This window comes from Vibrio sp. TMPB1044, assembly GCF_030442075.1.
GTDB lineage: Bacteria > Pseudomonadota > Gammaproteobacteria > Enterobacterales > Vibrionaceae > Vibrio > Vibrio satsumensis.
In genome coordinates this window covers 261,029-281,882 of record NZ_JAUJED010000019.1, presented here as the reverse complement: position 1 = coordinate 281,882, position 20,854 = coordinate 261,029, and the positions used below count along the sequence as shown (strand labels likewise).

Here is a 20,854-nt window from a genome sequence, read left to right as displayed (position 1 = left end):
TTTGAATCAGTAAAATTACTGATTAATCATAAAATTATAAATGTCACACTGGGTTTACCTAGATACCATATTTTTCCTATCTAGTCTCGTCATAAAAGCGTGCCGCAAAGCCCGTAGGTCGCAGCAGCGAGGGAGCAACAGCTGTTTCAGTTTAACGAATAAGTAGTCCGGTCGATATGAGCATTCAAGTAGATTTAACCACCACAACACCCTGCCAGAACTTCGATTCCGCGCAAGGGCATATGACTCTACAAAATCACCGAATTATTGATGTAGACAATGAGATCGCCCGAATCTTTGGTTACCGAAGCCGGGAAGAACTTTTACTGAACGTAGAATTTGTTTATGCATTGGTCCCTGAGAATTACCAAAACCTAGCAAAAAAGCGTTATTTAGAAGCAATAAAAGGCAAGCTCAACAAAGGCAAGTTGTATACAGATATTCCAGCCAATGACCGCAACATTTCTATCTTCTGCCTATCACATATTATTGAACTCAATGGCAAACCCGCGCTCAAAGTGACTATCATTGACATTACATCCGTAGTCGAAGCTCAGCGCAAACGTAACGAAACCGATCGTATGTACCGCAAGCTACTCAGCACATCAAAACAAGGGATCTTGATCCATAGAAACTTCAAGCCTTTAATGGTCAACCAAACATGGGTTGAGCAGCAAGGTGCAGGATCTATAGAACAAGTGCTTGCTATGGACTCTATCATATCCATTGTACCTGAAGATCAGCGCGAAGCTGCGATAAGACGCTGTGGCAATATTCTCGACGGCCATACACCGAACTTTAGTTCCGTGGTATCTAACCAGTGTTTCGATGGCTCCTATAAATACTTCAACCTCTATGACAACGTGATTAACTGGGAAGGTGAAGACGCCATTCAAGTTATCCTTGAGGAAGTCACTGATAAGGTTTTGCTAGAGAAGGAGTTACTGCATCGTGCGATGCATGACGATTTAACACATGTGCTCAATCGACGTGCTATTTACGATTGGTTAAAAAAACCGGTTAATCAGCATATGGTGATGTCATGTATGTTGATTGATATTGATGACTTCAAATCGATTAACGACAGGTTTGGGCACACAGTCGGTGACACGGTCATTAAGCACTTAGCAGACACCATTAAAACTCACGTTGAATTGTTAGGGGGTGTAGTAGGACGATGGGGTGGCGAGGAGTTTATTGTGTTCATTCCAAAAGCGAAGTCCGCGCATACCAAAATCATTGGCGAACGAATCTGCCACACCTTCAATCAACATATCTTTTTTGGATTTAATCGCCACCAATTTACATCGAGCGTGAGTATTGGCGTTACCAACCAGTGCGAGTGCCACTCTGCCAACACCATTGATACACTTATTCGTGTGACTGATGAGGCGCTTTATCTTGCGAAAACAAGGGGGAAAAACCAAGTCTTAGTTAACGACGACACGGTGTGCTATGAAGCACTTTCGTAATCATAGCGACCTCCTCTCATTCATAATCCGGAGATAGTTTAAATATACGTAAAGTCAGTCGACTAACTGCACGAATTGAACTCCACCGTCCACAATTAAAGTACAACCACCAACAATTAAAGCGCTTATATTGATCGATATTTGATTGCGTTCTCTGCATTTCGGTATATGATGCGCCACCCTAATTTTTCAGCTTATGCTGCAGGCAAACATGTCCGCTAACGCACTCTATACCGACCTATCCGGTTACTATGACTTAATGTGTGTAGATATTGACTACCAAGCGCAAAGTAACTGCGTCCGTAGACTCCATCAAATCTTTGGAAATGAAGGAAAAACACACCTCGACTTAGCTTGTGGCACTGGCCCACACGTTCGTCATTTTATTGATTTTGGTTACCAAAGCGGTGGCCTAGATCTTAACAAGCCGATGTTAGACATCGCAGAAGTTCGCTGCCCAGAAGCCAAGTTCTCAGTACAAAACATGAGTAACTTTGAGGTCACTGAACCACTCGATCTTATCACTTGTTTCTTGTATTCCATCCATTACAACGATGGCCTAGAGAAACTTAAAGAGTGTATTGAAAGTGTACATCGCGCATTAAAGCCTGAAGGCATTTTCTGTTTTAACGTGGTGGATAAAGACAAGATCAGTAACGACCTATTTGTTAGACACACAACAAACCAAGACAAAGACGATTTCACGTTCCGTTCTGGTTGGTATTACTCTGGTCAGGGTGATAAGCAAGCGCTAAAGCTTAGTATTGAAAAGACGACCGCGGGTGAAACTCAAGTGTGGAATGATGAACACCCGATGGTGGCATTCTCGTTTAAGGAATTAATCGAAATATTGAAGCCCTACTTCGAGGTTAATATATTCGAGCACGATTACGACAAACTGATACCTTGGGATACTCAATCCGGCAATGCGCTGATCACGTGTGTGAAAATCTAGAGAAGTCGATACGCAGCAAATTAGTCTAAACACATAGATCAACAAAGAACCCATATTTGCCTTTATTTTTATCGCGTATCCAATATCACATTGCGTCATAGTGTTATCTAAGGTGATATAAAGTACCGAGTTTGAGATCAAGACGGTTATCAAAGTTCTAAATCAGAAATGTTTAAACATAAAAAAGAGAGGCACAATGGCCTCTCTTTGATCGTCTACTTTATATTGCTAGCGTTAAACTATAAGACTAAAGCTTTGTCCAAGCGTCCTGCCAGTACTGGCTGTCACCAGGAGCATAAGATGCGCTTGCACACCAAGCCGTGTATGGCCAAGGCTTACATTCGTATAGACCATTGTCGCTGCCTACCACAATGTCACCTGCTTCGTAGTTAGTACCAGCTGCATACGGAGGGTAGTTACCCGGAGGAGGTGTTGTTCCGCCCTCTTCTTTTACTGAGAACGAGTTATCCACCATCACCACTTCGCCGTCTGTCGCAGTACCAACCACTTCAAGCTGGTACTGACCTTCTGCAACATCACTCAGCTCCATAGTAATCGTGCGGCTATCAGTTAGATTCACGTTAGTCTGTTCAACAACAGTATCCGAGCTATTGCTCACCGTTGCGGTGACATCAAGCGCTTCGTTTGACGCTAGTGTGAACTGTAAACGTACATTGCCATTATCTAGAATGTATTCCGACTGAAGACCAGATACACTTAGCTCTAAATCACCACCTGGATCAGGGTTGCCGCCACATGAACTGTCTGACGCTTTTTTCCAAACGCCCCACTCACCTGTCGTTCCCGGCTCCTCGCCACGAGTATACCAACCTGCAACCCACGTTGCTCCATCATGCGATACTTGGTCACCTTCAACATAAACGGTGTCGGCATCCCATGCAGCAGCACAGTTAGAACCATCCGTCACAGACACTTTACGGTCAGCGGTTACAGTTTGGTTCGCGCTATCTGTTACGCTATACACAAGCGTGTAGTTACCTATCTCATTCACATCGACACTACCAGTGTGTGTAATTGAACTTGTTAGGTCACCGTCTTCAGCATCATTTGCTGTAACACCCGCCATTGGGTCAAATGAGTTACCAAGCACTACAGTAGTATCCGACACGCCATCGAAAACAGGTTTTTGGCTGTAAACTTCTATCGTTCTTGCCTTGGTTGTTTCATTGTTGTCGCTGTCTTTTACGCGGTAAGTCAGCACATAAGTTCCAATAACACTGGTCTCGACATAACCTTCAACATCAATTGATGAGGTTAAATCACCATCTTCTTTATCTGTTGCTGTCACGCCTTCCATCGGGTCAAAAACAGTGCCGTGAAGAACACGTGTATTCTCAACACCTTTCAACACAGGCTCACCTTCAACCGGTGGCGGTGTCACTTGGCCGTGAACAAATGGACCGTAGTCTTTAATGAATTGTTCGTTGTATGCTTGTCCGGCTTTGTTGGTGCCCATATCCCAGTTGATAGACCACGTCATTACACCGCGTAAAGGCTGACCTTGAGCAGTTAAACTATCGAACGCGTCGTATAGGTCTTGTGGCTCTTTCACAAAACCAGTTGCCGCTGCGTCAATACTCGAAGGGATACCAAACACAAGCTTATCGTGCGGGATCTTATGGAAACCACGAGTACCGTTGATTAGAGAGTCAGAGATGTAGTAAATGAACTCTTCTTTTAGCTCATCGTTGTTTTGAGCAATCCAGCCTACACCGTCAACCCAGATGCCGTCGCCACCTTGGTTATAAAACTGCGGGTTGATCCAATCGTAGTAACCTTCCAAGTTATCGATGTAAGGAACATACTTACCACCCGTCGTTAGGTACGGGAACTCTGGCGCCATAGTAATAAGGAAGTTTTTGCCTTCTGCGCGGTAGTGATCTTTCACTAGCTTCAGCGCATCTGGAATAACGGTTTGGTTGTTTGCAGCAGTAACGGCCGCTTGCTCGAGGTCGATATCTAGACCATCAAAGCCATAGCGCTCCGTGAGACGAATGATCTCATCAGCAAAGGCTCTTTCATCACCTGTTTCTAACTCTACGTGTGCATCTGCACCACCCAAAGCCAACAGTACAGAGCGACCTTGCTTGTTGAGTTCTGAGATTTGGTCAATAAATTGTTCTTCTGAAAGCCCAACCGTTGGGTCCAGTTTAAAAGTTGGGATTCGACCATCCGCTACATCGTACACTTTCATGAATGATACATTCACGATGTTGTACATTGGGCTCACTTCATCTAGCGTCACACACGGCGCATTACCACCTTGGTAGCCGCCACCGTCACACCAGTTATGCCAATAGCCAACTACGACGCCTGAATCTGGATTCGTCATATCTGAACCATTCGCATAAACAGCGCCAGACATAGCCGCCATGCCGACCGATACTGCTAATTGTAGAGCTTTACGTTTCAACATTAGTCCCACTTCCTTACTTAACAGCTGTGCCAATCACAACCGAACCAATTCATTGTAATCATGAATATTTATAGAGAAGTAATGGAATTTATAGGAAAAGATGACCTTTGATTTAACTTGTGATTTTAAGTCACAGATTGAATATCAGAATCAATATGATTTTGACTTTTCATTCAAATTGAAATGCTAAAATCTGTTATTTTCAGCTAAATGCATTGATTGAGCAAATATTTAATCAACCTTAATTCACTAAGATAATTAACCAAAAACATAAAAAATAACCAATAAGAAAAAACGAACTTTAAATCGGCAAAAATCACCCCAAACATGCCGTAATCACTGACCTCAGACCAGATACCATTGCGAGTGACATCACTAAAATAGCTTGGATATAATCGTCATACATGTGCTAGAGATACACACGTATAACGGAATATAGGAGTGAAAATTTGTGGAATTTTGGATGTATACCTCAGGAATTTTTCAGTTAACCCTCAGCACCAGATGAATAATATGCGTCCAATAGTGAAATAAAATTCACCTTATCAAGTTCATTAAGTTGATTAATTCCAGCCGCTGCTTTTCTTCCTCCACCAGTTGCAAAACTTGAGCAAATTTCATCCGCGCCTATTCTGTTTGATAATGGTGCCCGTAAACTCACCGTGTAAGACTTTCCATCTTTGTTTTTCGTTAATACTGCTTGCGCTCGGTTTGGATCTTGATTGACGATTTCATTACCAAATACGCCACTGATGCGCCTTGCCCAAGTCTCACCTGGCAGTTCAAACACACGTGCGACTTCACTTTCATAAACAGGAACAAGGTTTGATAGCTGCTGGCGATCACTTTGATAGGCAGTTCGTAGTCGATAAAACACAGAGTTTTTATCATCCAAAAGATCAAACGGATTTGGGTATTGATAAAGAATGTTGTAAAGCTCAGCTGGCGTGAAATGCAAATCACTGAGTGACGAACCGTAACCGTTGTAGTTCACCAAGGTACCTAGCTCTTCCAAAAACTCTGTTTGGGATTGATCGAATCCATTTTCATCCGCTAACCGCATGGCCACAGTTTTTAGATTATCACCAAAAGCAGCCGCGATTGCCCAAGCCACATGCGCACCATTCAGCTTCTGGTTAATTAGCAAGCTCGTGCAGCTCTCTGGCGCGGTATCAATCAGAGTATCCAAATAGCTAGAGTCAGGTACCTCACCAGTTCGATGATGATCGCAATAAAATACATTAATGTTGGCGTCTAGCAGTGAGTTCAATGCAGATAAGTTTTTCTCCATCGACACATCTAAAACGGTAACGGAAGAAATGTCACCTTGCTTACCCGGCTCCATAATTTGAGTAACAACTTGAGTGACCAACTTGATATCACGCTTTACACCAGTAATGAGCACGCTCTCTCGTGGCTCACTTAATCGCAGCTGTAACAACGCGATTATGCCATCTGCGTCTCCGTTGAATACGTCGTAGTGCATGTTGTTCCTCTTCCTATAGATTTAACCGTTTGCCAGAAACGCGCCAATACGTTCGTTTATTCGATAGTCTGTCATTATTTTAGTTATATTTCACAGATACTTAAGTATATTTTGGAATGCCTTATTCTTATTTATACCTGTCCATGAACTTGCCTATCCATCAGGTACAAAAAAGGCGCAGATAACCCGCGCCTTTCTATTAAGTTGTTTGGCTGCTCTTCCTTAATGCAACTAGGTTGCTTCTAAGAGGTCTTGAACTGCGCCACCGCTTTATCCATCTCATGGGCTTGCTCTGCGACTTTATCCACTTCAACTAAGCAATGTTGCGCCGAAGCGTTGTTATCACTTGAAATGGTGTTTAACTCGGTGATTGAGTCGCTCACTTGTGCCATAACAGCACCCTGCTCTTCAATCGCTGATGCAATACGCTCAGAGTTGCCCTGGATGCTTTCCATGTCGCTTAAGATAAGCTGCAGGCTAGCATCAAGTTCTTCTGAATCTTTTAGTGTTAATTGACCTTGTTGATTGCACTCACCAATTTCTGTCATCGAAGCATTCATTTGGCTCTGAATTGCCGTTACTACACTGGTAATTTCAGTCGTTGATTGGTGCGTTCTGCTTGCCAGCGCTCGAACTTCATCGGCAACCACCGCAAAGCCTCGGCCTTGTTCACCGGCACGTGCTGCTTCAATCGCTGCGTTCAATGCCAATAAGTTGGTTTGTTCTGCAATGCCTTGGATGATGTTTACTGCATCGCCGATTTGATCAACATGATGGTTCAATGAGCTGATCGAATCTTGGCTGCTTGAAAGGCGTTCAGACAACTGAGTAATATTATCGATGGTCGCGACAACCACCTCTCGGCCCTTGTCTGCATTCACTTTCGCTTGATGAACACCTTCTGCAGCAACCGATGTGCTTTCAGAAATTTCGCCAATGGTGAGTACCATCTCTTGCACTGAGGTTGTCATGGTTGAGGTATGGTTAGCTTGCACTTCAAACTGTTTGATTACTGACTCTAGCTCGTCATGCATGTTCGACGTGCTTTGTGTCAGTTGCTGTGACTTAGATTGAGATGCCGCGATCAAGCCTTCTAGCTGATCAAGCAATTGGTTGAAGTATTGGCCTAAAGTGCCGAGTTCGTCTTTGCCATCAAGGTGCGAACGAATAGACACGTCGTTAGAATCAACGATGTTGCGAATCACCGAAAGCAGTGACTCAATCTTGCCGATAATAGAACGGACAATTAACCAACTGAACAGAATGATCGACACGAGTAGCGTGACGCAAAGGATGTTGTTGATCAGCGATAGTTTGTCCATCTCTTGTTGGGTTTCTTGGTCTAATACAGCGGAAAACTCTTTAAACTGAGTTTCGATAGCGTGTGAACCAGAGCGGGCTTGCCCAAGCAGACCTTCGTTGTGCTTCAAGCCAATCACTCGCTTTTGTTCAACCACTTGACGAGCAGCATCTATCAAAGCAGCTGAGCTACTCATATTCGAAGTTATAGAAAGAACACTCGGGTCAAACTTCCCCTTCTCAATTAAGTCATTAAACAGGTAAAGCTCGATTTTTTGTTCAGCACTGGCTGTCGCGCTGATGTTATCGAGCAAAACATGAAACTCGCCTAGCAAACCTTTGTCTCGCGCTAACCCATAGACTTCACTCGCTTTTACTAAGTTAACAAAGCTTGTGTGGTAGGTTTCGATGTCTTCACGTAAGTGTGTGCTGTTGGCTAAACCTAAATCAGTTAACACTGCTCCTAGTTCAGATTCAGACGCTAAGAATTTGTTGTAGTTTACGTCGAACTTATCGAGGTATTTCATATCGCTACGCAGTAAGAAATCTTTCTCGTTACGGCGAAGGTTGAGCAATCGTACTTCAAGTTCTTTGGTAATTTGTTTAGCTTCGCTCATTTGAGCGGTGGTGTCTGCAAATTGTGATGTGGTAAATAGCAGTGAAATCATACCGAAGATGGAGAACATCCCCAACGAATAGAGCTTTTTCTTTATATTCATATATGCGGCTCGTCTTTACTAAATTAACTATGAGTATCTAAATGAATCGCATCGAAGAATGGATATCTAATTCGTGCGACCTGGTTATTGTTATGGTTATGGTTTTTGTATCAGTAATGAGCACTAAACCTAGCGACTGTTTAGTCCACCAGCAGTGACATTCTCAATGGTATTCAAACAGAGAATGATCCTTCTCACTAAAGATAAATGCATCAATAACACAAATTGAATACATGTACATTAGTTGAATGATAAAAGTGAGAGACAGCTATTTGACGGAGCGTGAAGGCCTGAACACCCCGCTATATAAGACTTTGAATTAAAACACTTTGGACTATTATTGACCGAAGGGTTAGAAATGACGTTTTTTTGGCTCATAAAAGGAGCAAGAGCGAAGAGCAATATTGGATATTTTGACTTGTTTTTTTAAACTGTGAATCCATCGATTGGTGATTGTACTGTCGAGCGTAAACGGCGAGAAAAATGGACCGACTTAATTCGAGTCAGGTCCATTTTTGGATTTCTTAATCAATCGCTTTGCCGCTAATAAGTTAGGGTGCGAACTTAAGGCTGACTAAAACGCTTTCACCATCTTGGTTAAGCACTTCAATAACACCGCTTTCTCGTCTTCTTCGATGCCTTGCGTCAGCTCATCAACCAAATTCAAATGGAGTCGATTATGGTGAACGTGGATCTTATGACCTTCATCAGTTAATGCCACCACAATCGCACGACGATCCGTTGGGTGTTCATGGCGTTCAATCAATTCTGCTTTAACCAACTTTTCGATTTGAACGGTAAGTGTACCCGTGGTGATACCCAACTTTTCAGCGAGCTCTTTCATTCTTAACGCGCCATGCATACCAAGTACTTCAATGGTGTGTACTTGAGCCAGGGAGTAACCCGTCTCTTTGACAACAGACTGCTCCCACGAAGACATTTTATCGTAGAACTCAGTCAGTATTTGGTTAAGCTGTTCTATATTTCGCATGGTCATTTGAATGTACTTCAAGAGTAAGATGATTAATCTTACCAAACTTGGCGAGCATTTGTTTATATTCAGAGACGGTTTTATCACTGTTTGATTCAAGAGTAATCGCCGCTGAGTAGTGATGCCCACTCACCTTCCACATATGTAAGTCGGTTACGGCTGCATAAGGAGCTAAAGCTTCAGTTATGCCGTTACGGTACTCATCGTCAATATTCTGATCGAGTAAGATTGGACTTGTCTGTTTCATGAGGTTCATTGTCCATTTGGCAATCACAGCCGCACCAACCATACCCATTGCGGCATCCAACCAGTTCCAACCGTAAAACTTACCAAATAGCAGAGCAACAATCGCCAACAGAGAAGTCAATGTATCGGCCAAGACGTGCATGTAGGCCGCACGCAAGTTGTGATCGTGATGGTGCCCTTTGTGCTCGGTGTGTTCTTGATGCCCATCATGTTGATGATTGTGGTTGTGTCCCTTATGTTCAGAATGAGAGTGTTCGTGTCCATGATCATGTCCGTGGTCATGATGATGGTCCCCTAGCAAAAACATACTCACGACATTCACTGTCAAACCAATACACGCAACAATAATCGCTTCATTGAACTGAATCGCTTGTGGGTTAAACAAGCGATGTACTGACTCCACCAGCATCAACAACGCCACAATACCCAATGCAATCGCGCTGGTGTAGCCCCCTAGCACGCTAACTTTGCCAGTACCGAAAGAGAAACGTTCGCTGTCGGCATGTTTCTTCGCATATCGGTATGCAAACAAGGTTATACCAAACGCTGCAGCATGCGTCCCCATGTGCCAACCATCGGCAAGCAATGCCATCGAGCCGTAAATAGTGCCCGCAACGATTTCGACAACCATGGTAACGACGGTCAATAACAAGACATAAAGCGTGCGTTTCTCACCTTGGCTGTTATGTGAAGAAAAGTTGTGTTGGTGACGTGTTGGAAAACTCAAAATGGCGTCCTTGGCTAGTGTTTGTGGTTAGATGTTCGTTGTTTAATAAAAGCCCTTTGATTTACAAGTAATTTGACAATCAAAGCAATTGATTGAAATTTAGTTTGATTATCAAACTTTGTCAACGGCGAATTTGGTTTTCGAAATGGAACGAAAATGAATAATGCGCACTTAATCAAAAAATAACTCTGGGTCAGGTCTCTGATTTTGAGTAAAACACTAGCCCTGATCACGGCTCCACTATTCCTCTAAGTAACTAGAATTCATACCCAGTAGTCCTCTGAGTTAATACTAAATTGGTATTTTCTTTTTAAACAAATAGAAACTAAAGAAAGGACATTACCTTGACTAAATTAACCAAAACCGTGTTAGCAATGGGCGCACTCAGCGTTGCACAAGGCGTCGCTGCTGCAGACCAACCGAACATTCTTGCTATCTGGGCAGATGATCTTGGTTATTACAACACGAGCGCATACAACCGTGGAATGATGGGCTACGAAACGCCTAACATCGATCGTATTGCTAATGAGGGTGCTATCTTTACGGATATGTATGCACAACAATCTTGTACGGCTGGTCGTTCTGCGTTCGTTACCGGTCAACACCCATTCCGTACTGGCCTACTTACTATCGGTATGCCTGGTTCTGCGCACGGTATTCCTGACTGGGCGCCTACCATTGGTGACGCTCTAAAAGAAGAAGGTTACGCGACGGCACAATTCGGTAAAAACCACTTAGGCGATCAAGACAAACACCTTCCTACCAACCATGGTTTTGATGAGTTTTTTGGTAACCTTTACCACTTAAACGCGGAAGAAGAGCCAGAAACCTACTTTTACCCCAAAGACCCAGATTTCAGAAAAAACTACGGGCCTCGTGGCGTTATCAAAGCAACCTCTGATGGCAAAATTGAAGATACAGGTCCACTGACTCGTGCTCGTATGGAAAACATCGATGAGGACTTTACCGAAGCAGCCATCACGTTCATGGAGAAATCTGTAAAAGAAGATAAGCCTTTCTTTATCTGGTACAACTCTACTCGCATGCACGTTTGGACTCGTCTGAACGAACATTACAGCGGCATTTCTGGTCAAGGCATCTACGCTGATGGTATGGTTCAACTAGACGACAATGTCGGCGCATTGCTTGATACTCTTGAACGCTTAGAAGTTGCTGACAACACTATTGTTATCCTTTCTACCGATAATGGAGCAGAGAAGTTTACATGGCCTGACGGCGGTACTTCTCCTTTCCACGGTGAAAAAGGAACAACTTACGAAGGTGGTATGCGTGTTCCACAAATCGTTAAATGGCCAGGTGTGATCAAACCTGGTTCTGCGGTTAACGCGCTAATGTCTCAAGAGGACTGGTTACCTACACTGGCTGCAGCAGCAGGTAACGACTCTATCGTTGACGACCTTAAAGAAGGTGTTTCACTCAACAATAAAGATTGGCGAGTTCACTTAGATGGCTCGAACTTCATGCCATACTTTGAAGGTAAAACTGAAAAATCACCTCGTGAAACTATCTTCTACTTCTCTGGAAACGGTGACTTCAACGCGCTTCGTTGGAACGACTGGAAAGCAAGCTTTGCGATGATGGAAGGCACCATGCAGTCAGCTATTCGTGAAGTTCCGGCCTGGGCTTCAATTACGAACCTGCGTATGGACCCGTTTGAAACAGCGGCTAAAGAGTCAGGTATGTACACTCGTTGGATGGTAGACAATATGTGGTTATTCGTACCAATGTCTCAAGAAGTGATTAAGTTCATGGGGTCTCTAAACGATTACCCAATGCAACAAGGCCAAGGCTTCAGCGCGGCAAACATCAATTACAACACGCTGAAAATGCAAAAGCTAATTCAGCAGATGCAAGCACAAAACGCGCAATAGCGAAGCAATGGCTAAATAGTCAAGCTGCCGCGACTAAAGATAACGACTAGTTAAAGCCCCACTGGGGCTTTTTTTGTGAGGCATCAATAATCTTTTTTCTAAACCATGAATGGGCCATATCTGCATTGCGACTCTTGTGCCACACCAGATACTCAGTCCCAAGGTCTGATTCAAATGGTAACGGTGATAACTTAAAATCATCCATCAGACCAAACCTTTCAATTATCGATTCCTGACTAATACAAAGCCAATCCGTCCCTCTGACCATATCAAGCATTTCAAAAGGTCCGGGCGCCTTTCGCGCAACTTTTCTATTCTTCGCATATTTGCTGGTTTTAGTTAATGGTGACTCTTTGGTATCCCACATACTATGAAGAACATGCTTCTCTGCAAGGTATTCTTCCAATGTAATCTCGCCCCCTAATCTAGGATGGTTTTTATCATAAGCCACCACCATGCGTTCATTCGAGAGCTGAGTACACTCCATTGCGGGGTCATTTATCGGTGTATGAACTATGCACAAATCATAGCGGTGTTGGCGCAGATCAAGAATGATGTCTGCGGTGTAGTAAGGATCAACATGTAGACCGATGTCTGGCGTTTCTGCGTAAAGAACATCCGATACACGCTTCATCAATGAATAAGTCGCACCACTAATACAAGCGACATTAAACGACCTTTCAATTTTTGTTGGGTCGAACTTTCGCTTACTTGGAAAAGTCGACTCAAAGGCATCATAAGCCTGTTTTATCTGGGGATAGATGTCATAACAAAAACTGCTCGGTCTATAGCCTTCCTTTGTTTTCACAAACAACGGATCATCATAGGTTTCTTTTAGTCGGTTAAGCGCCTTACTAATTGCGGGTTGAGTAACGCCAAAACGTTTCGCGGTATTCGAGATAGAGAGCTCTTCCATCATGACAACAAAATACGGGATCAGACTAAAATCGGTGTTTTTCATGTTCTATTTACCAAACTAGCGTACTAAAGTAACGTTCATATCATTGAATTATACCGAATCAACCAAGCACTTCATTAACGCGCCTTTTATTTTGGGAAGTCACCTACGAATTAGCATGCTAGAAAACTATGATTAACAGAACACAAAAGCCCACACGCGGCGGGCCTAGATAGATCTAATTGAGAGATGGAATTATTGGTTTTGCAACAGGGTAATCTCATCATTCACCCAGCCTAACAACTGCTTGGTCGCTTTCGACAACACTTGGTTCTGCCTAACAATATAACCGAGGCTGGTGCTCGAGAAGTTGATCAATGGTGTCACTTTTGAATTCAGGTGAGGCTTAGTTGATACCGCAAACTCGGGGACAATAGCCACACCAAAACCCGCTTCTGCCCAGTCGATTTGAGCGTCAACACTCCCTACTTCCATCACCCTATAACTTGGTAGATTAAGGCTTGGTAAACCCTCATCAATGAAATCACGCGTTCTCGTATCGTGGCCAAGTAAAATCAAAGAGAGCTCTGCACCTGAGTCTTGGATATCAAACCCATCGCCAAGCGCACACCAAGAAAGCTCTTGCAGCTTAGTGAAATAGAGTGACTCGTTGTGCTGTTCTTTGGCGATAACAAAACCAATATCCGCTTGAGCATTTTTAACTAAACTCGATGCCTGAGATGAGGTGGTATTCAATAGCGTAAGGTCAATACCGGGATACTGCGCTTTGAACTTCTGGAACGGACGAATCAACAAGAATCGAGAAATGATGTCACTCACAGCAATGGTTAACGTCCCTATTTTAAGGTCGTTGATGGCATTGAGATCGGCCTGACAAATCTGCAGTTCGAGTAGCGTTCTTTGGCTTGTTTCCAATAGCCGCTCACCCGCTTGAGTCAATTGAAATGGGCTTCTCTCTATTAACTTTATACGTGTTTGTTGCTCTAATTGTTTCAGGTGCAAACTCACATTGGGCTGTGTCATATGAAGCGCATTGGCCGCTTTCCCAAAATGCTTGTACTCCGCAAGCGTCACAAACGTCTTCAACAAATGGATATCAAGCATCATGTCCTCTCTTACGTGTTACTTCCAACTACAAAGTATGTCTCACCCCGTCATTCCCTACAGTGAGGAACGAACGTGATAGGGAGTCTCGCTTGTCGGTTTAGACTTTAGGGCCATATGAAATCCTTATCAAGATAATAAAGATAATTAATTTCTCTTATCCACTTTGTGAGCCTAACATGATTTCTCAATCAGTTAGGAGAAAAGTTATGCCATCTATCGTTGTTGTGGGCGCAAACTGGGGTGATGAAGGCAAAGGCCGCATCGTCGATTTTTTAGCAGACCAAGCTTCTGCTAGCATTCGCTTTCAAGGCGGAAACAATGCTGGCCATACCGTAGTAAATGACTTCGGTACATTCAAACTGCACCAGCTACCAAGTGGTATTTTTAATCCTGATTGTACGGCGGTTCTTGGCCCAGGTATGGTGATCAGCCCTGCTGCGCTAACTGAAGAGATTGCAGAAGTACAAGCGGCTGGCATCAAAGTGAAAATGGCGATTTCAGACCGTGCGACACTGTGTCTACCTATACACGCCCTTGAAGATACGCTTGAAGAAGAACGTTTAGGCGATGGTGCTTACGGTTCAACACGTCAAGGTATTGCGCCAGCGTACGGCGACCGTGTAATGAAGAAAGGCATTCTTGTGGGTTGGTTGAATCAACCTGAGATTTTAGAGCAGCGCATTCAATTCCTGCTTGATTGGAAGATGCCTCAGCTCAAAGCGCTATACCCTCAATGTGACTTCACTCAAACCGCTTCTGAAATGACAGAGTGGCTACTTGAAGTGACTAAAGCTTGGCGTCCGTTCATTTGCAACGTGACTGAGCCGCTTAAAGCACTTCAATCACAAGACGCAAACTTACTATTTGAAGCTCAATTAGGTGCAGGTCGTGACCTTGTCTACGGTGAATACCCATGGACGACCTCTTCTAATGTAACTGCAGCTTACGCAGGTATCGGTAGTGGCTTACCAGCCCTTCGTCCTGAGCGCGTTATTGCCGTTGCTAAGTCATTCAGCTCATCAGTGGGTACTGGCACGCTTGTTACGGCAATGGAAGAGCAAGACAGCTTCCGCGAAAGCTCTAACGAATACGGTGCAACAACAGGTCGTCCACGTGATATGGGTTACTTCGACGCAGTAGCAACTCGCAACGGTGTTGACCTGCAAGCCGCGACTGAGATCGCACTGACTAAGATTGATTGCTTGTCTGGTTTATCTGAACTTAAGATCTGTACGGCTTACTCAGGTGAACACACAGAGAACCCAATTTGGCCGCAAACTGCCGAGCTAAAACCTGTTTATGAAGATATGGCAGGTTGGGATGAAGACATCACGGGTTGCCGCACGTTTGAGAGCCTTCCTCAAGCAGCACAAGATTACGTAACTCGTATCGAAGAGTTGATGGGCGTGCCAATTGTAATGGTATCGGTAGGTCCTGAACGCGAGCAAATGATCATTCGAGCTTAGTTAAGAAGACGGTACAAACATCTACATCAAAGCCCACATTCAGTGGGCTTTTTTACGTCTGTCACAAACGGCTAAATCTTATTTTTTTTATTGAGGTACATGTTTTCATCGGACGACTTTATTAAATTAATGATATTGAAGTTCCGAGAGTCAGCGATACCACAACCATATGAAAAACCGAGTGGCACCTCATCATCACAATGAAAACTTTTAATGAAATCATGAAATTCAGCGTGAATTTTTTTGACCAATTCACGAGCATACCCAGGCTCTTCTGAGTGTATGACGACGATGAATTCATCACCACCGACTCTGGCCGATATAGTGTTGTACTTTGAATTGTTTTTAATACATGACGCAAAGCCAGATATGTAATCATCACCTTTGAAGTGGCCATACGTATCATTGATATATTTCAGGTTATCCAAATCAAAATACAAACAAACGATCTCTCCATCGCTGATGTTTGCTTTGTTGAATTCATGGAAAAAGCCCCTTCGATTAAGCAGCGTCGTCATGATATCAAAGTGACTGTTTTTGTATAAAATCCTGCTCTCTTCTTTTAACAAAATTTCAGAACGCAATAGAGTCGATATGTTCTCAATCAAGTTAACTTGGCTTTCGGTATACCTTGTTGGGCTTAAATCAAACACCAAGAGCACCGCAAACACTTCTTCATCTATATCCCTAACAGGAACCCCGCAAAAAGACTTATAGGCATCCTTACCATTCGCAGAAACGGAATCACCACCAGCGTGACCACTCAAATAGACCGTGCGATTTTCGTTATGCACATACTCACAAAAGAGGCTAATTTTGCTCTTATGTTGGTTACACGATATGTTTGAGGAGCTCCACACGCTCTCAGAACCAGAGCAACTCAAATCAGAGATCATGATGATGCCCGCATTCGATGCGTCCATTATGTCTCGTATGTTATCCAATATAGATACCCAAGTATCGACATCGATATTTCTTTGCATCCCTTCAGAAGAGAACTTATCAAAAAGCATTTATATTTCTTTAGTATCAGACAGTTAAACTTAATCGAACATTCATTAGTATACGTTGTAACAAAAATCCCGAGAGCTATCATCTAGGGCGGTTATTGCCTACCACTCAGCAACAACCAAGCACTAAGCAACAACCAAGCCCTACATCCTAATTTTCTAATTCAGAAGCATCATTCGTAGAGGCCCAAATTTCTGAGCGTCGATTCTTCGCTCTACCCTCTGGCGTTGCGTTAGACGCGATCGGTTCACTTTCACCAAACGAACGAATCACAAGGCGATTTTTCTCGACACCATCCGCGATTAAACCGTCCGACGTAGTCAGCGCTCTTTGAAGCCCTAACGCTTGGTTGTAACCTGCTTCGCCAGTGCTGTCAGTGTGGCCATCCACCGTAATCGCGCTGCCGTTAGTCTTTAACTCACCGGCGAGCTGACTCAATGCTTTACGGCCCATCGGCGTTAAGTTGTGTTGGTCAAAACCAAAATGGAGGCGAGCCAACAAGCCTTTGCGTTCTTGGTTACTGATCCAAGTCTTACAGCCTGATTGGTTCATGCCCAGATTGGACTGGCCTGCCAATACTTGTTTTAACTCACTGCTGTCAGACGACTGCTCTATTTGTAGAAAGCCCTGCCTGTGTTGTGCGATACCAACGACATCATCAACCGTGACACTGTGTTGATACTCACTGAACAAAGTATCGCAATAAACACTGATGCCTTCTTTTGCGTTGGCGATAAAACTAAGTTGCAATGTCGATAGGACGATTGAACTGATCATTAACTTTTTCATATTTTCCTCTAGTACAACTTAGTTATTCCGCTTGTTTTTGAGCCTTTACGGATGAGTTCTTCTATCTTTTCAATCAATTCATCTAGGTTAGATACATCGATAATGTCTTCATTTGGGTCGACAACGCAGTCTTGAAAACCACTTTGCTGAGATGCTCGAAAATCAATTCCGATAACACCTATGTATAAACCTGGTATTTCTTCTCTTGCTTTGTCACACATGCCTCTATCGACTAACCCTTTGAGAATGCCGTTATTCGGGCTTTCCTGCCCATCACTTAAGATCAGCAGCATCTTGATTTTCTTGTTGTAGACTTGCTGCTCTTCTTGATCGGAACTGTTCGGGTCACCGTCATGGAGCACCTGAGAACCTCTCAAAATGCCTTGAAAAGCAGCCGTACCACCATCTGCCCACATCGAATTAATCGGATTCAAGTCTGAAAGCTTGTTCGATAAGCGAATGTTGGAAAACTGCGATGAATCGGAAGAGCCATGCGCATTAAATAGCTCTGTTCCACTCACACCATAGAAATCAGGCTTTAACCCCGACTTATCAGTAAACATCGTCGACACTGATGTCGGTAAATCTACATAGTTATATACGTCAGCAACTCGGTAATTATCTTGATTAATCACATCCTTAATACGTTTAGCGTACTTTCGATTATCCGATTTTGGATTTGGACAACGTGACTCGCGACCAGCACATCTAAGTACATAATCTTGCGAATACGTACGCCAGTAATCCCAGTTAACATCGTTGTAAGAATAAGGTGATACATTCGTTTTATAGTTATCTTTGTAGCTCAATTGGCTTGTTGCATTAGCTTTATTACCCGAAACGATTTCTCTCGTTCGAACGTTAAAAGGCACGAAGCCAACTCGATTAAGCAACTTGTCTCCGGTTGTATCTTCTCCCGGTTCGTCACAAACGTATTTCCACTCTCCATTGACATAGTCCTGTTTAATCGATGTGCAAAGAATTTTACTGGATATTTCATCGATGGCGGTTTTCAAATCGTCGATTTTTCTGTTTCGATTTGAACCCCATCTGTCGTTCATTGAACCGGAAAAGTCCGACACAAAAACAATGTCGATGTTGTTATCACCAAGATACACCGGATACTTTCTCGCTAACGAACGGCCCGCCAGGTCTTGCTGCTGATCAAAAGACGGGATAAAGCTACTCGCAAACCAAGAGTCGTGTGTCGTCTTGGCATTCACTGTGTATTGGATGTATTCAAGAACCCCAGCACCCTCGTCTTCCGCTTGGTGGAAACGGTCTGCAGAAAGGTTGGTTGATTTGATATCACGCACATAGTTTTCGACATACTTGGTCGCAAGCGCTCGAGCCTGATCCGGTTGATCTTCAATAGTCACTGCGATGGCTGCAGCCTCTGCGGAATCTCGTAATCGACTGGTCTCCTGAACATAACGTGTGCCTTCCACCGCCCAAAAGGTCATGCCCATAATTGGAACAAGCAATAAGCCCATCCAAACCGCGGCAACCCCTTGTTGCCTTTGGAGACTGATATGCTGGCGATTGATATGACGCCCATGCTGCATTTTCATTTCACTATCTCCCTGGCATTATTGAAGATGAGCCAACCTTGACCGTGGTACTCGTACCACCGTTGAAGAAGGGTTTGAACCAAGAGCTCTCCTCTTCACAAAGACTGATGCGGTACAATGGATACACAACACCCTTTTCTACCGGAGCTAAATCTGCATGATCGAGAATCGAATCGGTTTGGCAATTTAAGCTTCGATACTTGCTGGTTGAGAATTCAGCGACATTCGTTTTATTGGTCAACGACTCAATCTTGATCGCCACACTGTCTACTGGTGTATTGAGCATTCGACTTGCTACTTTCGTCATATCTAGTAGTTCTGCGCTTGTCACGGCTAAGTTCTTTCCTGCCAACACGTCGGCTTCAAAGTAGCGAGTACGCTCTTTAATGACATTCACCAAAGCAAAACTGGAACGGTCTAGCTTGGCGCGCACGAGCAACTGATAACTCAGGTCTGCAGCAAACAGGTAAACGCCCCACAAAGCCACAAGGATGAAAACTAATTCAATGGTGTAAGAACCTTGTTGGCGACGTTTCGAAAACATACCTTGATTACGGAGCATCATCTGCCCACCCCTCGTGTTCTAGGTTCAAAACCATGGTGCGTGAAATATTTCGATCTGCGGCACCGGCCAATTTAATGACTGGGGTATAACGGTAGGTCACAGTGATCTCGGCTAAGTCGTAATTGAAGTTCAAGCCTTGATCTGAGTGTCCCCTGTTCGCGATAAAATCGTCATAGGTTTTGAAGTACTGACCTGCGATAGAAAAACGTGAGCTATCAATTAAGAAACTCCAAAGATTGTCATCGTCTTCAATTAACGACCTAAACTTATTCTCGTATTGCTCATTGATCCCTTTACCTTCATATATTTTGGTATTCCTGATAGTTTCTCTCAGCGAATACTCAGTCATGTTCACAACGTAAATTTGGTAACTCGATTCGAAGATCGCAAAGGTGGCAAAAAACAGAACAAGCGCACCTAGTACAAACTCAATCGCCGTCACGCCCTTCTGCATGTTAAGACGCTTCATCATTAACTCCTAATTGAGTTAGTTCAGCAGCGATGCTCTGGATCTCTTCTGCTGAGAAATCGCCTTTGAGCAACTTTTTTGCCGAATCGATTTGCTGGGTTTTCATCAGGGCAATCGCCAGATTCGCTTTAACGGTTTTATTCGCAGGATCTTCTTTTAACACAGGGGCTAATGTTTGAATCGCTTGTTGATACTCACCATTGGCCATTTGAATCATTGCGATATTGTTCTTAACAACGACATCGTCATAACCGCGTAAACGAGCTTGGTTGAGCTCTTTCTGTGCTTCGTCGTATTTCCCAACTTTGGTGTAAGACACACCGAGCAAGACGTGAATTTGCCCTGTTCTGTTTCCAGCATCGATAGAGGCTAAGTAAGCAGAAATGGCACTTTCAATGTCATTTTTTGCATCAAACACTTGGCCTTCTAATTGGTACAAGTTGGGATTTTCGAACCCCTGTTTTTGCAAGTGTTGGACATAAAAGTCAGCCGATTCAATATCCCCTTTGTAGAAATAAGCCCATGCCAATTTTTCTTTAACTTCTGGGTCTTCGGAGCCTTGCTCTAATTCAGCTTTGTAATAGCTAATCAAGCCATCATAGTTGTTCACTTTTTCCATGCTAGTCACGTCGCCAAGCTGCTGGTCTTGTGGTGAAGGGGCCGATTGACAGCCCGCCAACACACTCAACGTGAGCAAAATGAAACCGATGCGTTTTCCAACCATTCGTAATTC

General features: G+C 43.6%; 17 protein-coding genes. 4 read left to right on the top strand and 13 right to left on the bottom strand.

What is annotated here, in order from left to right:
- Window positions 1-176: 176 nt before the first annotated feature.
- Window positions 177-1,472, top strand: a complete 1,296-nt coding sequence (locus QQ041_RS13175) for a diguanylate cyclase (RefSeq protein WP_285954156.1) — start codon at window positions 177-179, stop codon at window positions 1,470-1,472.
- Window positions 1,473-1,683: 211 nt separating this feature from the next.
- Window positions 1,684-2,427 carry a class I SAM-dependent methyltransferase gene (locus QQ041_RS13170; RefSeq protein ID WP_029235856.1) on the top strand — a complete coding sequence of 248 codons (744 nt, stop codon included), beginning with the start codon at window positions 1,684-1,686 and terminating at the stop codon, window positions 2,425-2,427.
- Between the two features lie 247 nt (window positions 2,428-2,674).
- Here the strand turns inward: QQ041_RS13170 and QQ041_RS13165 are convergent, their stop codons facing one another.
- The 5 genes from QQ041_RS13165 to dmeF form a co-directional block, all read right to left on the bottom strand.
- On the bottom strand, window positions 2,675-4,864 hold the full coding sequence (locus QQ041_RS13165) for an immunoglobulin-like domain-containing protein (protein WP_285954155.1): 2,190 nt from the start codon (window positions 4,862-4,864) through the stop codon (window positions 2,675-2,677).
- Between the two features lie 487 nt (window positions 4,865-5,351).
- A complete protein-coding gene (locus tag QQ041_RS13160; RefSeq protein WP_285954154.1) occupies window positions 5,352-6,350 on the bottom strand; it encodes a DHH family phosphoesterase in 999 nt (332 codons plus the stop codon).
- Between the two features lie 242 nt (window positions 6,351-6,592).
- Window positions 6,593-8,317, bottom strand: a complete 1,725-nt coding sequence (locus QQ041_RS13155) for a methyl-accepting chemotaxis protein (protein ID WP_285954229.1) — start codon at window positions 8,315-8,317, stop codon at window positions 6,593-6,595.
- Window positions 8,318-8,942: 625 nt separating this feature from the next.
- Window positions 8,943-9,359, bottom strand: a complete 417-nt coding sequence (locus tag QQ041_RS13150) for a MarR family winged helix-turn-helix transcriptional regulator (protein WP_285954228.1) — start codon at window positions 9,357-9,359, stop codon at window positions 8,943-8,945.
- Window positions 9,337-10,332: a CDF family Co(II)/Ni(II) efflux transporter DmeF gene (gene dmeF / locus QQ041_RS13145; RefSeq protein WP_285954153.1), complete on the bottom strand. Its 996-nt coding sequence runs from the start codon at window positions 10,330-10,332 to the stop codon at window positions 9,337-9,339. Before dmeF ends, QQ041_RS13150 begins: the two co-directional genes overlap by 23 nt.
- A gap of 374 nt (window positions 10,333-10,706) precedes the next feature.
- Between dmeF and QQ041_RS13140 the strand changes: the two genes are divergently transcribed.
- On the top strand, window positions 10,707-12,224 hold the full coding sequence (locus QQ041_RS13140; protein ID WP_186728072.1) for an arylsulfatase: 1,518 nt from the start codon (window positions 10,707-10,709) through the stop codon (window positions 12,222-12,224).
- 46 nt (window positions 12,225-12,270) lie between these two features.
- Here QQ041_RS13140 and QQ041_RS13135 read toward each other — a convergent pair whose 3' ends face one another.
- Both QQ041_RS13135 and QQ041_RS13130 read right to left on the bottom strand, forming a co-directional pair.
- Window positions 12,271-13,185 (bottom strand): LysR family transcriptional regulator, encoded by a 915-nt coding sequence (locus QQ041_RS13135; RefSeq protein WP_285954152.1) that lies wholly within the window; start codon window positions 13,183-13,185, stop codon window positions 12,271-12,273.
- A 192-nt stretch (window positions 13,186-13,377) separates the two neighbouring features.
- Window positions 13,378-14,250 carry a LysR family transcriptional regulator gene (locus tag QQ041_RS13130; RefSeq protein ID WP_285954151.1) on the bottom strand — a complete coding sequence of 291 codons (873 nt, stop codon included), beginning with the start codon at window positions 14,248-14,250 and terminating at the stop codon, window positions 13,378-13,380.
- Window positions 14,251-14,456: 206 nt separating this feature from the next.
- Between QQ041_RS13130 and QQ041_RS13125 the strand changes: the two genes are divergently transcribed.
- Entirely contained in the window at window positions 14,457-15,716 is a 1,260-nt protein-coding gene (locus QQ041_RS13125) for an adenylosuccinate synthase (RefSeq protein WP_285954150.1), read from the top strand.
- 71 nt (window positions 15,717-15,787) lie between these two features.
- On the opposite strand, the gene QQ041_RS13120 is transcribed toward QQ041_RS13125, so the two are convergent.
- From QQ041_RS13120 to QQ041_RS13095, 6 genes are all read right to left on the bottom strand, one after another.
- Window positions 15,788-16,729 carry a GGDEF domain-containing protein gene (locus QQ041_RS13120; RefSeq protein ID WP_285954149.1) on the bottom strand — a complete coding sequence of 314 codons (942 nt, stop codon included), beginning with the start codon at window positions 16,727-16,729 and terminating at the stop codon, window positions 15,788-15,790.
- A 148-nt stretch (window positions 16,730-16,877) separates the two neighbouring features.
- Entirely contained in the window at window positions 16,878-17,516 is a 639-nt protein-coding gene (locus tag QQ041_RS13115) for an OmpA family protein (RefSeq protein ID WP_285954148.1), read from the bottom strand.
- Window positions 17,517-17,524: 8 nt separating this feature from the next.
- Window positions 17,525-19,081: a TadE/TadG family type IV pilus assembly protein gene (locus tag QQ041_RS13110; RefSeq protein WP_285954227.1), complete on the bottom strand. Its 1,557-nt coding sequence runs from the start codon at window positions 19,079-19,081 to the stop codon at window positions 17,525-17,527.
- 10 nt (window positions 19,082-19,091) lie between these two features.
- Complete coding sequence (tadF, locus tag QQ041_RS13105) at window positions 19,092-19,649, bottom strand: tight adherence pilus pseudopilin TadF (protein ID WP_285954226.1); 558 nt, start codon at window positions 19,647-19,649, stop codon at window positions 19,092-19,094.
- Window positions 19,639-20,121, bottom strand: a complete 483-nt coding sequence (locus tag QQ041_RS13100) for a TadE family protein (protein ID WP_285954147.1) — start codon at window positions 20,119-20,121, stop codon at window positions 19,639-19,641. Before QQ041_RS13100 ends, tadF begins: the two co-directional genes overlap by 11 nt.
- Entirely contained in the window at window positions 20,108-20,845 is a 738-nt protein-coding gene (locus QQ041_RS13095) for a lipopolysaccharide assembly protein LapB (RefSeq protein ID WP_285954146.1), read from the bottom strand. The genes QQ041_RS13100 and QQ041_RS13095 overlap by 14 nt, the downstream gene beginning before the upstream one ends.
- Between the last annotated feature and the right edge of the window lie 9 nt (window positions 20,846-20,854).

Excerpts from the sequence above, each read along its gene's own strand:
- QQ041_RS13175 (WP_285954156.1), top strand. The coding sequence starts at position 177 with ATGAGCATTCAAGTAGATTTAACCACCACAACACCCTGCCAGAACTTC.
- QQ041_RS13170 (WP_029235856.1), top strand. The coding sequence starts at position 1,684 with ATGTCCGCTAACGCACTCTATACCGACCTATCCGGTTACTATGACTTA.
- QQ041_RS13165 (WP_285954155.1), bottom strand. The coding sequence starts at position 4,864 with ATGTTGAAACGTAAAGCTCTACAATTAGCAGTATCGGTCGGCATGGCG.
- QQ041_RS13160 (WP_285954154.1), bottom strand. The coding sequence starts at position 6,350 with ATGCACTACGACGTATTCAACGGAGACGCAGATGGCATAATCGCGTTG.
- QQ041_RS13155 (WP_285954229.1), bottom strand. The coding sequence starts at position 8,317 with ATGATTTCACTGCTATTTACCACATCACAATTTGCAGACACCACCGCT.
- QQ041_RS13150 (WP_285954228.1), bottom strand. The coding sequence starts at position 9,359 with ATGCGAAATATAGAACAGCTTAACCAAATACTGACTGAGTTCTACGAT.
- QQ041_RS13140 (WP_186728072.1), top strand. The coding sequence starts at position 10,707 with ATGGGCGCACTCAGCGTTGCACAAGGCGTCGCTGCTGCAGACCAACCG.
- QQ041_RS13135 (WP_285954152.1), bottom strand. The coding sequence starts at position 13,185 with ATGAAAAACACCGATTTTAGTCTGATCCCGTATTTTGTTGTCATGATG.
- QQ041_RS13130 (WP_285954151.1), bottom strand. The coding sequence starts at position 14,250 with ATGATGCTTGATATCCATTTGTTGAAGACGTTTGTGACGCTTGCGGAG.
- QQ041_RS13125 (WP_285954150.1), top strand. The coding sequence starts at position 14,457 with ATGCCATCTATCGTTGTTGTGGGCGCAAACTGGGGTGATGAAGGCAAA.
- QQ041_RS13120 (WP_285954149.1), bottom strand. The coding sequence starts at position 16,729 with ATGCTTTTTGATAAGTTCTCTTCTGAAGGGATGCAAAGAAATATCGAT.
- QQ041_RS13115 (WP_285954148.1), bottom strand. The coding sequence starts at position 17,516 with ATGAAAAAGTTAATGATCAGTTCAATCGTCCTATCGACATTGCAACTT.
- QQ041_RS13110 (WP_285954227.1), bottom strand. The coding sequence starts at position 19,081 with ATGCAGCATGGGCGTCATATCAATCGCCAGCATATCAGTCTCCAAAGG.
- tadF (WP_285954226.1), bottom strand. The coding sequence starts at position 19,649 with ATGCTCCGTAATCAAGGTATGTTTTCGAAACGTCGCCAACAAGGTTCT.
- QQ041_RS13100 (WP_285954147.1), bottom strand. The coding sequence starts at position 20,121 with ATGAAGCGTCTTAACATGCAGAAGGGCGTGACGGCGATTGAGTTTGTA.
- QQ041_RS13095 (WP_285954146.1), bottom strand. The coding sequence starts at position 20,845 with ATGGTTGGAAAACGCATCGGTTTCATTTTGCTCACGTTGAGTGTGTTG.